Origin of the sequence: Streptomyces sp. SKN60 (assembly GCF_026236535.1) — a bacterium.
Lineage (GTDB): Bacteria > Actinomycetota > Actinomycetes > Streptomycetales > Streptomycetaceae > Streptomyces.
Window position 1 is genome coordinate 80,929 of the sequence record NZ_JAHTMW010000009.1, and the last position, 13,128, is coordinate 94,056.

A 13,128-nucleotide genomic window follows, 5' to 3' on the forward strand; every position below is an offset into this window, starting at 1 on the left:
GCCGGGGCGGCCCGGGGCGCAAACAGGCGACGGGCGGGCCGGGCCTGAGTAGGCTCGGCTCCCATGGAGCATGAGGTGTTCGTCCCGGTCCCGGCCGAGGTCCTGCGCGACACGCTGACGGACCCGGCCCGGGTGGCGCGCTGCGTCCCCGGGTTCCAGCAGGACACCGACGGGACGGCCGGGCCGCTCGCGGGCCGGCTCAAGGTCCGCGTCGGCGGCAACACCATCACCTACCGGGGCGCCCTGCGGCTCACCGAGCACGGCGGGCGCTTCGCCGTCGAGGGCGAGGGCACCGAGGTGCGCGGCAAGGGCACCGCGGCGCTCGCCCTGACCCTGGCGCTCACCCCGGTGGCCGAGGGCACCACGATCGGCTTCACCTGCCGGATCACCACGGCCGGCCGGCTCGCCGACACCGACGCGGAGGCCCGCGCCGTGGCGGGCGCGCGACTGCTCGACCGGTTCGCGGAGGCGCTGGCCGCTGTCTCGGACGTGGCGGCGGAGGTCGCCGCCGAGGAGGCGGCGGCCGCGGGCGGCGAGGCCGACAGCGACGACGACGGGGTGGACGACGGCGTGGAGGAGCCCTTCGCCGCCCCGGTGCCGGCGGACGACGACGCCGCCGCCGGCCAGCCCGCCGAGGCCGCGCACGCCCGCCGCACCATGATCGGCCGCAGCGCGGAGGAGGTCGACCACGCCCCACCGCGCGGCCGCTACGCCCCCGTCCCCGCCGCCGAATCCACCGGCCCCACCGCCACCCTCCGCTGGATCGCCCCCGCCGCCGCCCTGGCCCTCGCCTCGGCGGTGGTGGTCGGCCGCGCGCTGCGGAAGCGCCGCGGCTGAACGGTGGCCCGACCGGGCGGCGGGAAGCCTCGTACACGCCTTAGGGTCGGGGCGTGAGCACTCTGACGCGACTGACGGCCGGCGGCGCCGAGTTGACCATCGACCCGGAGCACGGCTGCCGGATCGACAGCCTTCGTATCGGCGGCACCGAGCTGCTGCTGCCCGGCGAGCGCCACGGCAGCTTCGTGATGGCCCCGTGGGCGGGGCGGACCGGGTACGGGCGGTTCCGGGACGGGGCCGTCGAGCACCAGTTGCCGGTCAGCGAGCACGCCGCGCCGCACGCCATGCACGGCACGGTGCGGGACGTCGCGTGGAAGACCGCGTACGTCACGGAGACCGCGGCCGCTTTCACCACCGAGCTCGCCGAGCCCTGGCCGTACGCCGGGAAGGTCACCCAGGTCGTCGAGCTGGGCGAGGACGCGCTCACGCTCCGGCTCGGGATCGAGACGCTCGACGCCTCGTTCCCGGCGCAGGCCGGCTGGCACCCCTGGTTCCGGCGCAGCCTCGACGGCGGCCCCGAGGTCGAGCTCGGCTTCCACCCGGCCTGGCAGGAGGAGCGCGGCGCGGACCACCTGCCCACCGGGCGGCGCATCGACCCGCTCCCGCGCCCCTGGGACGACTGCTTCGGCATGCCGGACGGAGTCGACGTCACCCTCACCTGGCCGGGCGCGGTGGAGCTGAAGATCACCAGCGACGCCCAGTGGGTGGTGGTCTACGACGAGCCCGCCGACACGGTCTGCGTCGAGCCCCAGTCGGGCCCGCCGAACGGCCTCAACACCCTCCCCCGCCTGGTCACCCCCATCGACCCCCTGGAGGTCACCACCACCTGGAGCTGGCGTCGGCTGTGAGGCCCCACCGCATCCCGGCTTAAGCTCATGGCATGACTGACGTACGCGCCGATCTGCTCCAGCAGATCAAGGACAAGGCCGTGGTGCACGGCAAGGTGACCCTCTCCTCGGGTCTCGAGGCCGACTACTACATCGACCTCCGCCGGATCACGCTCGACGGCGAGGCGGCCCCGCTGGTCGGTCAGGTCATGCTCGACCTCACCAAGGACCTGGACTTCGACTGCGTCGGCGGTCTGACGCTCGGCGCCGACCCGGTCGCGACCTCGATGCTGCACGCCTCCGCCGCGCGCGGCGAGCGGCTCGACGCCTTCGTCGTCCGCAAGGCGCAGAAGGCCCACGGCATGCAGCGCCGTATCGAGGGCGCCGACGTCAAGGGCCGCCGCTGCCTGGTGGTCGAGGACACCTCGACCACCGGCGGTTCCCCGCTGACCGCGGTCGAGGCCGTCCGCGAGGCCGGCGGCGAGGTCGTCGCCGTCGCGACGATCGTCGACCGCGGCGCCGCCGACGCGATCGCCGAGGCCGGCCTGCCGTACCTCACCGGCTACCGGCTGTCCGACCTCGGCCTGGCCTGACCCGCCTGGCACGATCGGCTCTGACCTGCGGTTTTGCGAAGGGGCGGGGTGTTTCACGTGAAACACCCCGCCCCTTCGTGTGCCACGCCGGTGGGCCCCCGTGCCGGAGTCTGGAAGGATGGGGGCGACGATGACGTCGCCCCCCAGGTCAGGGACAGCACACGCACCTACCCGCACATCACAAGGAGCGGACGAATGCCCATCGCAACCCCCGAGGTCTACAACGAGATGCTCGACCGGGCGAAGGCAGGCAAGTTCGCCTACCCGGCCATCAATGTCACCTCGTCCCAGACGCTCCACGCCGCCCTGCGCGGCTTCGCGGAGGCCGAGAGCGACGGCATCATCCAGATCTCGACCGGTGGCGCCGAGTTCCTGGGCGGCCAGTACAACAAGGACATGGTCACGGGCGCCGTTGCCCTGGCCGAGTTCGCGCACATCGTCGCCGCGAAGTACGACATCACGGTCGCCCTGCACACCGACCACTGCCCGAAGGACAAGCTGGACGGCTATGTCCGCCCGCTGCTCGACATCTCCGCCGAGCGTGTGAAGGCCGGGCAGAACCCGCTCTTCCAGTCGCACATGTGGGACGGCTCCGCCGAGACCCTGGCCGACAACCTGGCCATCGGCCAGGAGCTGCTCGCCAAGGCCGCCGCCGCCAAGATCATCCTTGAGGTCGAGATCACCCCGACCGGTGGCGAGGAGGACGGCGTCAGCCACGAGATCAACGACGAGCTGTACACCACCGTCGAGGACGCCCTGCGCACCGCCGAGGCCCTGGGCCTGGGCGAGAAGGGCCGCTACCTGCTCGCCGCCTCCTTCGGCAACGTCCACGGCGTCTACAAGCCCGGCAACGTCGTGCTCCGCCCCGAGCTCCTCAAGGACCTCCAGGCGGGCGTCGCCGAGAAGTACGGCAAGACCTCCCCGTTCGACTTCGTCTTCCACGGCGGCTCCGGCTCCACCGCCGAGGAGATCGCCACCGCGCTGGAGAACGGCGTGGTGAAGATGAACCTCGACACCGACACCCAGTACGCCTTCACGCGTCCGGTAGCGGACCACATGTTCAAGAACTACGACGGTGTCCTGAAGGTCGACGGCGAGGTCGGCAAGAAGTCCACCTACGACCCGCGCACCTGGGGCAAGCTCGCCGAGGCCGGCATGGCCAAGCGCGTCACCGAGGCGTGCGCCGCGCTGCGCTCGACCGGCACCAAGCTGAAGTAAGCGTTGTACGAGGGGCCCGGCACCACGAGACTGTGGTGCCGGGCCCCTCGCCGTTCCCGGATCCGGAGGTATGAGTTGTTCGACTTCGACCGCGCGATAGACCGGCACGGCACCTCGTCGGTCACCTGGGACGGTGCCGCCCAACGCTTCGGCGTCCCGGGCCTGCTGCCCTTCACCGTCTCCGACATGGACTTCGCCTCCCCGCCCGCCGTCCTGGAGGCCCTGCACGCCCGGATCGACCACGGGGTGTTCGGCTACACCGACTGGCGGCTCGGCGCGTTCCGGGAGGCCGTACGGGACTGGTACGCGCGCCGCCACGGCACCGCGGTCGACCCCGAGGCCATGGTCTTCGCGCCCTCCGTGCTCAGCCAGCTCTCCCAGCTGCTGCGCATGTGGACCGGGCCCGGCGACGGCGTCGTCGTGCACACCCCCACCTACGACGGCTTCCGCAAGGTCGTCACCGGCCTCGGCCGCGAGCTGCGCGGGGTGCCGCTCGACGACCCGGAGGCACTGGAGCGCGAGCTCGCCCGGCCCGACAGCCGGATGCTGCTGCTCTGCTCCCCGCACAACCCGACCGGGCGGGTGTGGCGGGCCGAGGAGCTGAAGGAGTTCGCCCGGCTCGCCGAGCGGCACGGCGCCGCCGTCGTCAGCGACGAGATCCACGCCGACCTCACCCGCGCCGAGCTGACCCACACCCCGTGGACGGCCGTCGCCGAGCCCGGGCGGGGCCGCCGCTGGGCGCTCGTCACCTCCGGCACCAAGACCTTCAACTTTCCCGCGCTCTCCGGCTCGTACGGCTTCCTCGGCGACCCGGACGACCGCGTCGCGTTCCTCGGGCGCATGGAGAACGGCGAGGGCCTCGGCTCCCCGGCGGTGCTCTCGCTCACCGCGCACGTCGCCGCCTACCGGCACGGCGAGCCCTGGCTGGACGCGCTGCGCGGCTATGTCGCCGACACCATGGGCATGGTCGCCGAACGACTCGCCGCCGGGCTGCCCGAGCTCGACTGGACCCCGCCACAGGCCGGCTACCTCGCCTGGATCGACCTGCGGCCGCTCGGCATCGACGAGACCGCGCTCCAGGAGGAGCTGATCACGCAGGAGAAGGTCGCGATCATGCCGGGCGGCGTCTACGGCACCCCCGGCTTCGTCCGCCTCAACCTGGGCTGCCCCCGGGCCAAGGCCGAGCGGGGCGTGGACGCGCTGATACAGGCGGCGGCCCGGCTGCGCCGCTGACCGGATCGGGGGACCATGCAGGCATGACCGACACGGCGGGCACGGCGGGCGCGGCACCCGGTCTGGGGATCCGGCTGGCCTCGGGCACGGGCCGCTGGGTGGTCTTCACGACCGTCCTCGGCTCCGCGATGGCGCTGCTCGATTCCACCGTCGTCAACGTCGCCCTGCCGCACATCGGCGAGGACCTCGGCGCCGACCTGGCCGACCTGCAGTGGACCGTCAACGCCTACATGGTCACCCTCGCGGGCCTGATCCTGCTCGGCGGGGCGCTAGGCGACCGCTACGGGCGGCGCAAGGTCTTCGTGGTCGGCGTGGTGTGGTTCGCGGCGGCCTCGCTGCTGTGCGGGCTCGCCCCGAACGCCGGGGTGCTGATCGCGGCCCGCGCCCTCCAGGGCGTCGGCGGGGCGCTGCTCACCCCGGGCTCGCTCGCGCTGATCCAGGCCAGTTTCCACGAGGACGACCGGGCGAAGGCCGTCGGCCTGTGGTCCGGGTTCGGCGGGGTCGGGGCGGCGATCGGGCCGTTCGTCGGCGGCTGGCTGGTGGACGGGCCCGGCTGGCGGTGGGTGTTCCTGCTGAACGTGCCGCTGGCGCTGATCTGCGTGCCGGTGGCGCTGCGGCACGTCCCGGAGTCCCGGGACCAGGCCGCGCACGGCCGGTTCGACGCGCTCGGCGCGGTGCTCGGCGCGGCGGCGCTCGCCCTGGTCACGTACGCGCTGATCGCGCAGATCTGGTGGCCGGGTGTCGTGGGAGTCCTCGTCGGCACCGGCTTCGTGCTCGTGGAGCGGCGGCGCGGCGAGGCCGCGATGATGCCGCCGTCGATCTTCAGGTCCCGGACCTTCACCGCGGTGAACTTGGTGACGCTGTGCGTGTACGCGGCGTTCAGCGGTTTCTTCTTCCTGGCCGCGCTCCAGCTCCAGGTGGTGTCCGGCTACTCGGCGCTGCAGGCCGGCACCGCGCTGCTGCCGACGACGGTGCTGATGCTGCTGCTCTCGGCGAAGTCGGGCGAGCTCGGCGAGAAGATCGGGCCGCGGCTGCCGCTGACGGTGGGGCCGCTGCTGTGCGCGGCGGGGATGCTCCTGATGCTGCGGGCCGGGGAGGACGCCACGTACCTGACGGACGTGCTGCCGGCGCTGCTGGTGCTCGGGCTCGGCATGACGATGCTGGTGGCGCCGCTCACCGCGACCGTCCTCGCCTCCGTCGACGTGTCCCGCTCGGGCCTGGCCAGCGGCATCAACAACGCGGCGGCCCGGGCGGCCGGCCTGATCGCGGTCGCGGCGCTTCCGCTGCTCGTGGGCATGGGCCCGGAGGCGTACCGCTCGGCGGAGGAGTTCGGCGCGACCTTCCGCCGGGCGATGCCGATCTGCGCCGGCGTCCTGGTGGCGGGCGCGATCCTCGCCTGGACCACCCTGCGCACCCCGGCCCACGCGCGCTGCCACCCGGAGTGCAAGGTCCACTGCGGCGTCGGCGCCCCACCCCTGGACCCGGGCATCGAGGCGGCCCCGGACGCGACCACGGACCCGGGCACGAGCCGGAGCCCGGGCACGCCCTGAGGCAGACTGGGCCCCATGGCCATCCACGAGAACCTGCTGGGGGGACCGCCCCCCACCCACCTGCCCGACGACCCGGAGCCCCGTGAGCTCCTGGCGAGCGGGGCCGCGCCCGCAGACGTCGCGGCGAAGTACCCGACCTCCTCGCTCGTCTGGGCGCAGCTCGCCGACGACGCGTACGAGGGCGGCCGCGTCATCGAGTCGTACGCCTACGCCCGTACCGGCTACCACCGCGGCCTGGACGCGCTGCGCCGCAACGGCTGGAAGGGCCACGGCCCGGTGCCGTGGGAGCACGAGCCGAACCGCGGCTTCCTGCGGGCCCTGCACGCCCTGGCCCGGGCGGCCGGGGAGATCGGGGAGAAGGAGGAGTTCGAGCGCTGCACGACCTTCCTGCGCGACTCGTCGGAGACGGCCGCCGACACCCTGGGCTGACCGCCCGAGCCCTCTTCCGACGGCGCCCCCGACGGCCCAATGCACCCATGCTGTAACAGCTGCCCCCGATCGTTCGAGCGTGTTCGAACGCGTGGTTACGATCGCGGGGATCGCACATCGGGCCGTCGGGGGAGGGCCTCTTTCGGGGGGGAAGGCCGCTTTGGGGAAGCGCCGTGCCACGCAGCAGAGCCGACGACGCCGCAGGGGGAAGCAGCGGGGGAGGGGCGGCCGCTTCGTGCTGCCGGTGCTCGCGCTGGCGCTCGTGGCGCTGGGCGGCGGGGCCGCTCTCGCGCACTTCGAGGGGCAGGACGGCCGCGTGGCCGCCGCGCCCCCGGAGCCCGTACGCACACCGCGGTCCCAGCCGCCCACCCCGACGCCGACGCCCGAGCCCAAGCCGACGCCGACGTCCAGACCCACGCCCCGGCCCACCCCGAAGAAGACGCCCGAGCCCGCCCCCGGGAAGACCGCCGTGCCGCGGTCCGGCGCCGGCACCTTCACCACCGCCCGGGCCGCCGGCACCCCCGTCGGCACCGGCGGCACGCTGCGCCGCTACCGCGTCCAGGTCGAGGACGGCGTGGACGTCTCCGCCCGCGAGGCGGCCGCCGAGATCGAATGGATCCTCGCCCACCCGCGCGGCTGGGCCGCGCACGGCCGGGGCCGTTTCCAGCTGGTCAGCGCCGGCGAGAACGCCGACTTCGTGATCCGGATCGCCACCCCCGACACCGCCGACCGGCTGTGCGCCGCCAACGGCATGAACACCCACGGCGAGCTGAACTGCGAGACCTCCACCGGCGTCGTGGTCAACCTCAAGCGCTGGCTGCTCGGCTCGCCCACCTTCGAGGGCCCGCCCCACGAGTACCGGCACCTGATCATCAACCACGAGGTCGGACACGAGATCGGGCTGCGCCGCCACATGGGCTGCCCGGGCCCGGGCAAGCCCGCGCCGGTCATGATGCAGCAGATCAAGGGACTGCACGGCTGTCATTCGAACGCGTATCCGTATGACGAAGACGGGATCTACATCGAGGGCCCGCTCGTGTCATGATGCGCTTGGGAGCGCGTGCGACGAAGCCCGCCTCCCGAGGGGACCGGGGCTCCCGTGCCGGCCGGGTCGATGAGCGCCGGACGGAGGAGCGGACCGCTACCCGGTAGTTCGTATCGAGGAGACAGAAATGTCCACCTTCCCCGATGCCTCCGGAGCCGGTACGGTCGCCGACGTCGTCGCCGACGCGCCGAACCTCGACTTCGCGGGCACCACGCCGTACGAGGACTACGTCCAGGCGGACGTCCTCACCCACCTCCAGCACCTCCGCTCGGACGACCCCGGCGAGATGGTCTTCCTGGTCACCACCCAGGTCATGGAGCTGTGGTTCACCGTGATCGTCCACGAGTGGGAGACCGCGAGCCACGCGCTGCGCCGGGACGACATCCCGGTCGCCATGGACGCGCTCAAGCGCTCGGTGCGCGAGCTGGAGGCGCTCAACCACTCCTGGCGCCCGCTCGCCCACCTCACGCCCGCGCAGTTCAACTCCTACCGCGGCGCGCTCGGCGAGGGCTCCGGCTTCCAGTCGGCGATGTACCGGCGCATGGAGTTCCTGCTCGGCGAGAAGTCGGCGTCGATGCTGGTGCCGCACCGCGGCGCGCCCCGCGTCCACGCCGAGCTGGAGAAGGCGCTCCAGGAGCCCAGCCTGTACGACGAGGTCCTCGGGCTGCTCGCCCGGCGCGGCCTGCCCGTGCCGGCCTCCGTCCTCGGCCGCGACCTGGCGCAGCGCTACGAGCCCTCGCCCGAGGTCGAGGCGGTCTGGGCCGGGATCTACGCGGACAGCGACCAGAACGCCGAACTCGTCCGCCTCGGCGAGGCGCTGAGCGATGTCGCCGAACTGGTCTGGCGCTGGCGCAACGACCACCTGGTGGCCACCCGGCGCGCGATGGGCGCCAAGACCGGCACCGGCGGCTCGGCGGGCGTCGCCTGGCTGGAGAAGCGGGCCCAGAAGAACGTCTTCCCCGAGCTGTGGACGGCGCGCAGCCATGTCTGAGACCTACGACGAGACCTACGACGAGACCTACGACGAGACCTACGACGAGAAGGCCGGCCGGCTCGACGCCGCCGACGAACTGGCCAAGCACCGCGAGAAGTTCGCCCTCGACGGGACGGTCTACCTCGACGGCAACTCGCTGGGCGCGCTGCCCGCGCACGTCCCCGCCGTCATGGCCGACGTGATCACCCGTCAATGGGGCGAGCTGCGCATCCGCTCCTGGGACGAGTCGGGCTGGTGGACCGCGCCCGAGCGGCTCGGCGACCGGATCGCCCCGCTCGTCGGCGCCGCCGCCGGGCAGATCGTGGTCGGCGACTCGACCAGCGTGAACGTCTTCAAGGCGATCGTCGCGGGCACCCGGCTCGCGGGCGAGGGCCGGGACGAGATCCTGGTCGACGCCACGACCTTTCCCACGGACGGGTACATCGCGGAGTCCGCGGCCCGCCTCACCGGTCACCGGATCGTGCCGCTCGACCCGGCCGAGATCCCCGGCGCGGCCGGCGAGCGCACCGCGCTCGCCCTGGTCAACCACGTCGACTACCGCACCGGCCGGCTCCAGGACCTGCCCGGCGTGACCGCCGCCCTCCACGCGGCCGGCGCACTCGCCGTCTGGGACCTGTGCCACAGCGCGGGCGCGCTGCCGGTCGGCCTCGACGCGCACGGCGTGGACCTGGCCGTCGGCTGCACGTACAAGTACCTCAACGGCGGCCCCGGTTCGCCCGCGTACCTGTACGTCGCCGAGCGCCACCAGGACCGCTTCGACTCGCCGCTGCCCGGCTGGAACTCGCACGCCGACCCGTTCGGCATGACCCCCGGCTACCGGGCCGCCGACGGCGCGCTGCGCGGCCGGGTCGGCACGCCCGACATCCTGTCGATGCTGGCCCTGGAGGCCGCCCTCGACGTGTGGGACGGCGTCCGGATCGAGGACGTGCGCGCCAAGTCGCTCGCCCTGACGGACTTCTTCCTGGAGTGCGTCCGGGCGTACGCCCCCGAGGGCCGGGTCGCGTCCGTGACCCCCGGCGCGCACGCCGAGCGCGGCAGCCAGGTCGCGCTGCGGTGCGCCGAGGCGCCCGCCGTCATGGCGGAGCTGATCCGCCGGGGCGTGGTGGGCGACCTGCGCCGCCCGGACATCCTGCGGTTCGGCTTCACCCCGCTGTACGTGGGCTTCGCGGACGCGGAGCGCGCGGCGCGGGTGCTCGCCGACGTGCTGCGGGACATCCCGGCGGCCTGATCCGCGGGTCAGGCCCGGACGGGTCCCGACCCTCCTCGTAACGAGTCCGATCATCTGATCTGTGGGGGCCGCACTCCTGGTACGGTCCCCGCAGGTCAGGCCGACGGTTCCGTCAATCGGCCCTGTACGAGGAGAGGTTGAAGCACCATGCCGGACGACCCTGTCGCGCGTGACGCCGCCGAAGAGGCATCGGCCTTCTCGCACCCGGCCGTCGCCCCGGACGCCTCCGCCGCGTACGGTCCGCACCCCGACCAGGTCGTCGACTTCTACGCGCCGCGCGACGGCCGGCCGAGCGCGCCCCTGGTCGTCGCCCTGCACGGCGGCGCCTGGCGCGCCCCGTACGACCGGCAGCACCTGACCCCTTTCGTGGACTTCCTGGCCCGCCGTGGCTTCGCCGTCGCGAGCGTCGAGTACCGGCGCGGCAGCGACATCCCCCGGCAGGGCGGCACCGCCCCGGTCGCCGGGCGCTGGCCCGAGACCTTCGACGACGTCGCCGCCGCCCTCGACGCGCTGCCGGACCTCGCCGCCGCGCACCTGCCGCAGGCCGACCCGCGCCGTACCGTGCTCACCGGCCACTCCGCGGGCGGCCACCTCGCCCTGTGGGCCGCCGCCCGGCACGTCCTGCCGGCCGGCTCGCCCTGGCGGCTGCCCGCCCCGCCCGCGCTGCGCGGGGTCGTGGCGCTCGCCCCGATCGCGGACTTCGCGTCCTCCGTCGAACTCGGTGTGTGCGGCGGCGCGGTCACCGAACTGCTCGGCGGCGAGGCCGACTTCGCCGCCCGCGCGGCGCTCTCCGACCCGGCCGTCCTGCTGCCCACCGGCATCGCCACCACCCTCGTCCAGGGCCGCACCGACATCGTGGTCCCGCCCGCCGTCGCCGAGGCCTTCGCCGCCGCGGCCGCCGAGGCCGGCGAGACCGTCGGCTGCACCTTCCTGGAGGACGTCGGCCACTTCCCGCTGATCGACCCGGCGGCGGACGCCTGCGCGGTGGTCGCGGAGGAGATCGCCCAGCTGGCGTTCTAGGCCCGGTGGGTTCGGCTGGGGCGCGGGTGGGGCGCGGGTAGTCCTCAAGGGGGACCCGCCGGGATCCGTACACAGCCGGACGACCCCGGCGCGAGCCGCCCGTACGGTGGTCGGGTGACTTCGACACAGACCACCGAACCGAGCCGCAGCCCCGAGCTCCGCCTGACCCTGAAGGCGCTCGGCGGTCTGCGCGCGGACCTCTTCACCGACGCCTTCGCCTACCGCCCGCTGCGGCGGCTCGACGTGAGCCGCGGGCCGCTCCGCATCCTCCCGGAGCGGATCCGCGACGAGCTCGGCGTGCTCCCGCACCTCGTCGTCGGCTTCGCCGCGGTGATCGTCTTCTTCCTCGGGATCGCGGAGGCCGACAGCCCCCTGAATCCGGCCGTGCTCGTCTTCACCGCCGTACCGGCCGCGACCGTGGTCCTCACCCTGATACGTCCGATGCTCGCCTTCTGGGCGTCGCTCGTCTCCACGCCCTTCATCGCCTTCCTGGGCGGTCACGGCGGAGAGTGGCCGTGGGCCCCGAACTCGTTCGCCGCCCACCTCGTGGTCCTCGTCGTCGTCGCCCTGCGCACCCGGCCGCGCACCGCCGGCTGGATGTGGCTGGTCACCGCCGGGTGCGCCCTCTTCGCCACGGTCCTCATCGGTGCGAACGGACCCGGTGACGCGTTCGCGCTGCTGTTCGTCGCCGGGGTCTGCCTCCTGCTCGTCACGACCTCCCAGGTGCGCCGCCAGGCGCGCCGCGAGGTCACCGCCCAGCAGAGCGTCACCGCCGTCGAGCGCTCCAAGCGCACCCTCCTGGAGGAGCGCACCACCATCGCCCGCGAGCTGCACGACGTCGTCGCGCACCACATGTCGGTGGTCGCGATCCAGGCCGAGGCCGCCCCGTACCGCGTCGAGAACCCGCCGCCGGAGCTGGAGCAGGCCTTCGTCACCATCCGCGAGAACGCGGTGGCCGCGCTCACCGAGCTGCGCCGCATCCTCGGGGTCGTACGGGCCGAGGACTACGAGGCGCCGGACGCGCCCCAGCCCACCCTCGCCGACCTCGACAGCCTGGTCGCCAATGTCCGCGAGGCCGGGCTCGGCGTGGAGAAGGCGGTGACCGGCGCGGTGCGCGAGCTGCCGCAGGGCGTCGAGCTCTCCGCGTATCGGATCGTCCAGGAGGCCCTGTCGAACGTGCTCCGGCACGCGCCCGGCGCCGCCGCCCGGGTCGAGGTGAGCTACGTCCTCGGCGGCCTCGGCCTGCGCATCGCCAACGGCCCGGCGCGCGGGCTCGTCAAGCCGTCGCCGGGGGCCGGGCACGGCATCACCGGCATGCGCGAGCGTGTCACGATGCTGGGCGGCGAGATGACGGCCGAGGCCACCGCCGACGGCGGCTACGAGGTCACCGTTTTCGTCCCCGTGACCCGGGACCAGGACCAGGACCAGGACCAGGACCGGGACCGGGACCACCGTGACCGTGACCAGGACCGTGAGGGGACCCAGCCGTGATCCGGGTGCTGATCGTCGACGACCAGATGATGGTCCGCGAGGGCTTCTCCGTGCTGCTCGGCGCCATGCCCGACATCGAGGTGGTCGGCGAGGCGGTGAACGGCCGCGAGGCCGTCGCCCAGGTCGCCGCCCTGCGCCCCGACGTGGTCCTCATGGACATCCGCATGCCGGAGCTGAACGGCATCGAGGCCACCCGCGAGATCGTCGCGGCCGACGCCGCCGCGAAGGTCCTCGTGCTCACCACCTTCGACCTGGACGAGTACGTCTACCAGGCGCTGCGCGCCGGCGCCTCCGGCTTCCTGCTCAAGGACGCCTCGGCCCGGCAGCTCGCCGACGGCGTCCGGGTGGTCGCGGCCGGCGAGGCGCTGCTCGCGCCGACCGTCACCAAGCGCCTCATCACCGAGTTCGCCAAGTCGGCGGCGGCCTCGCCGCGCCCGCCGGCGATCGCGCGGATCGGCGAGCTGACCGAGCGCGAGACGGAGGTCCTGGTGCTGATCGCACAGGGCCTGTCCAACGCCGAGATCGCCGAACACCTCGTCGTCGCCGAGTCCACCATCAAGACCCATGTGAGCCGTATCCTGGTGAAACTGGGCCTGCGCGACCGGACCCAGGCGGCGGTCTTCGCGTACGAGGCGCGACTGGTGCGGGTCGGCGGGTAGCGTC

The 13,128-nt window shown here is 73.7% G+C and carries 13 protein-coding genes; all 13 read left to right on the forward strand.

Going from position 1 to position 13,128, the window contains the following annotated elements:
- The first annotated feature begins 63 nt into the window (after positions 1-63).
- The 13 genes from KV205_RS16755 (at position 64) to KV205_RS16815 (ending at position 13,124) form a co-directional block, all read left to right on the forward strand.
- Positions 64-837: an SRPBCC family protein gene (locus tag KV205_RS16755; RefSeq protein ID WP_265865167.1), complete on the forward strand. Its 774-nt coding sequence runs from the start codon at positions 64-66 to the stop codon at positions 835-837.
- Between the two features lie 53 nt (positions 838-890).
- Positions 891-1,685, forward strand: coding sequence for an aldose 1-epimerase (locus KV205_RS16760; protein WP_265865168.1), 795 nt, complete (start codon positions 891-893; stop codon positions 1,683-1,685).
- A 32-nt stretch (positions 1,686-1,717) separates the two neighbouring features.
- Positions 1,718-2,257 carry an orotate phosphoribosyltransferase gene (gene pyrE / locus KV205_RS16765; protein WP_265865169.1) on the forward strand — a complete coding sequence of 180 codons (540 nt, stop codon included), beginning with the start codon at positions 1,718-1,720 and terminating at the stop codon, positions 2,255-2,257.
- Positions 2,258-2,452: 195 nt separating this feature from the next.
- The gene (gene fbaA, locus KV205_RS16770; protein WP_265865170.1) at positions 2,453-3,475 is read left to right on the forward strand and encodes a class II fructose-bisphosphate aldolase; all 1,023 of its coding nucleotides are present in this window, start codon (positions 2,453-2,455) and stop codon (positions 3,473-3,475) included.
- 75 nt (positions 3,476-3,550) lie between these two features.
- Complete coding sequence (locus tag KV205_RS16775) at positions 3,551-4,708, forward strand: MalY/PatB family protein (RefSeq protein ID WP_265865171.1); 1,158 nt, start codon at positions 3,551-3,553, stop codon at positions 4,706-4,708.
- 23 nt (positions 4,709-4,731) lie between these two features.
- Positions 4,732-6,258 (forward strand): MFS transporter, encoded by a 1,527-nt coding sequence (locus tag KV205_RS16780; RefSeq protein ID WP_265865172.1) that lies wholly within the window; start codon positions 4,732-4,734, stop codon positions 6,256-6,258.
- A gap of 15 nt (positions 6,259-6,273) precedes the next feature.
- Complete coding sequence (locus KV205_RS16785) at positions 6,274-6,687, forward strand: DUF3151 domain-containing protein (protein ID WP_265865173.1); 414 nt, start codon at positions 6,274-6,276, stop codon at positions 6,685-6,687.
- A 160-nt stretch (positions 6,688-6,847) separates the two neighbouring features.
- Positions 6,848-7,732 (forward strand): DUF3152 domain-containing protein, encoded by an 885-nt coding sequence (locus tag KV205_RS16790; RefSeq protein ID WP_374214680.1) that lies wholly within the window; start codon positions 6,848-6,850, stop codon positions 7,730-7,732.
- A 127-nt stretch (positions 7,733-7,859) separates the two neighbouring features.
- Positions 7,860-8,723, forward strand: a complete 864-nt coding sequence (locus tag KV205_RS16795) for a tryptophan 2,3-dioxygenase family protein (protein WP_265865175.1) — start codon at positions 7,860-7,862, stop codon at positions 8,721-8,723.
- On the forward strand, positions 8,716-9,954 hold the full coding sequence (gene kynU / locus KV205_RS16800) for a kynureninase (protein ID WP_265865176.1): 1,239 nt from the start codon (positions 8,716-8,718) through the stop codon (positions 9,952-9,954). The genes KV205_RS16795 and kynU overlap by 8 nt, the downstream gene beginning before the upstream one ends.
- A gap of 147 nt (positions 9,955-10,101) precedes the next feature.
- Complete coding sequence (locus KV205_RS16805; protein ID WP_265865177.1) at positions 10,102-10,974, forward strand: alpha/beta hydrolase; 873 nt, start codon at positions 10,102-10,104, stop codon at positions 10,972-10,974.
- A gap of 114 nt (positions 10,975-11,088) precedes the next feature.
- Positions 11,089-12,465 carry a sensor histidine kinase gene (locus KV205_RS16810; protein ID WP_265865178.1) on the forward strand — a complete coding sequence of 459 codons (1,377 nt, stop codon included), beginning with the start codon at positions 11,089-11,091 and terminating at the stop codon, positions 12,463-12,465.
- Positions 12,462-13,124: a response regulator transcription factor gene (locus KV205_RS16815; RefSeq protein ID WP_265865179.1), complete on the forward strand. Its 663-nt coding sequence runs from the start codon at positions 12,462-12,464 to the stop codon at positions 13,122-13,124. The genes KV205_RS16810 and KV205_RS16815 overlap by 4 nt, the downstream gene beginning before the upstream one ends.
- The last annotated feature ends 4 nt before the right edge of the window (positions 13,125-13,128 follow it).

Coding starts and splice junctions, on each gene's coding strand:
- KV205_RS16755 (WP_265865167.1), top strand. CDS start 64: ATGGAGCATGAGGTGTTCGTCCCGGTCCCGGCCGAGGTCCTGCGCGAC.
- pyrE (WP_265865169.1), top strand. CDS start 1,718: ATGACTGACGTACGCGCCGATCTGCTCCAGCAGATCAAGGACAAGGCC.
- fbaA (WP_265865170.1), top strand. CDS start 2,453: ATGCCCATCGCAACCCCCGAGGTCTACAACGAGATGCTCGACCGGGCG.
- KV205_RS16780 (WP_265865172.1), top strand. CDS start 4,732: ATGACCGACACGGCGGGCACGGCGGGCGCGGCACCCGGTCTGGGGATC.
- KV205_RS16785 (WP_265865173.1), top strand. CDS start 6,274: ATGGCCATCCACGAGAACCTGCTGGGGGGACCGCCCCCCACCCACCTG.
- KV205_RS16795 (WP_265865175.1), top strand. CDS start 7,860: ATGTCCACCTTCCCCGATGCCTCCGGAGCCGGTACGGTCGCCGACGTC.
- kynU (WP_265865176.1), top strand. CDS start 8,716: ATGTCTGAGACCTACGACGAGACCTACGACGAGACCTACGACGAGACC.
- KV205_RS16805 (WP_265865177.1), top strand. CDS start 10,102: ATGCCGGACGACCCTGTCGCGCGTGACGCCGCCGAAGAGGCATCGGCC.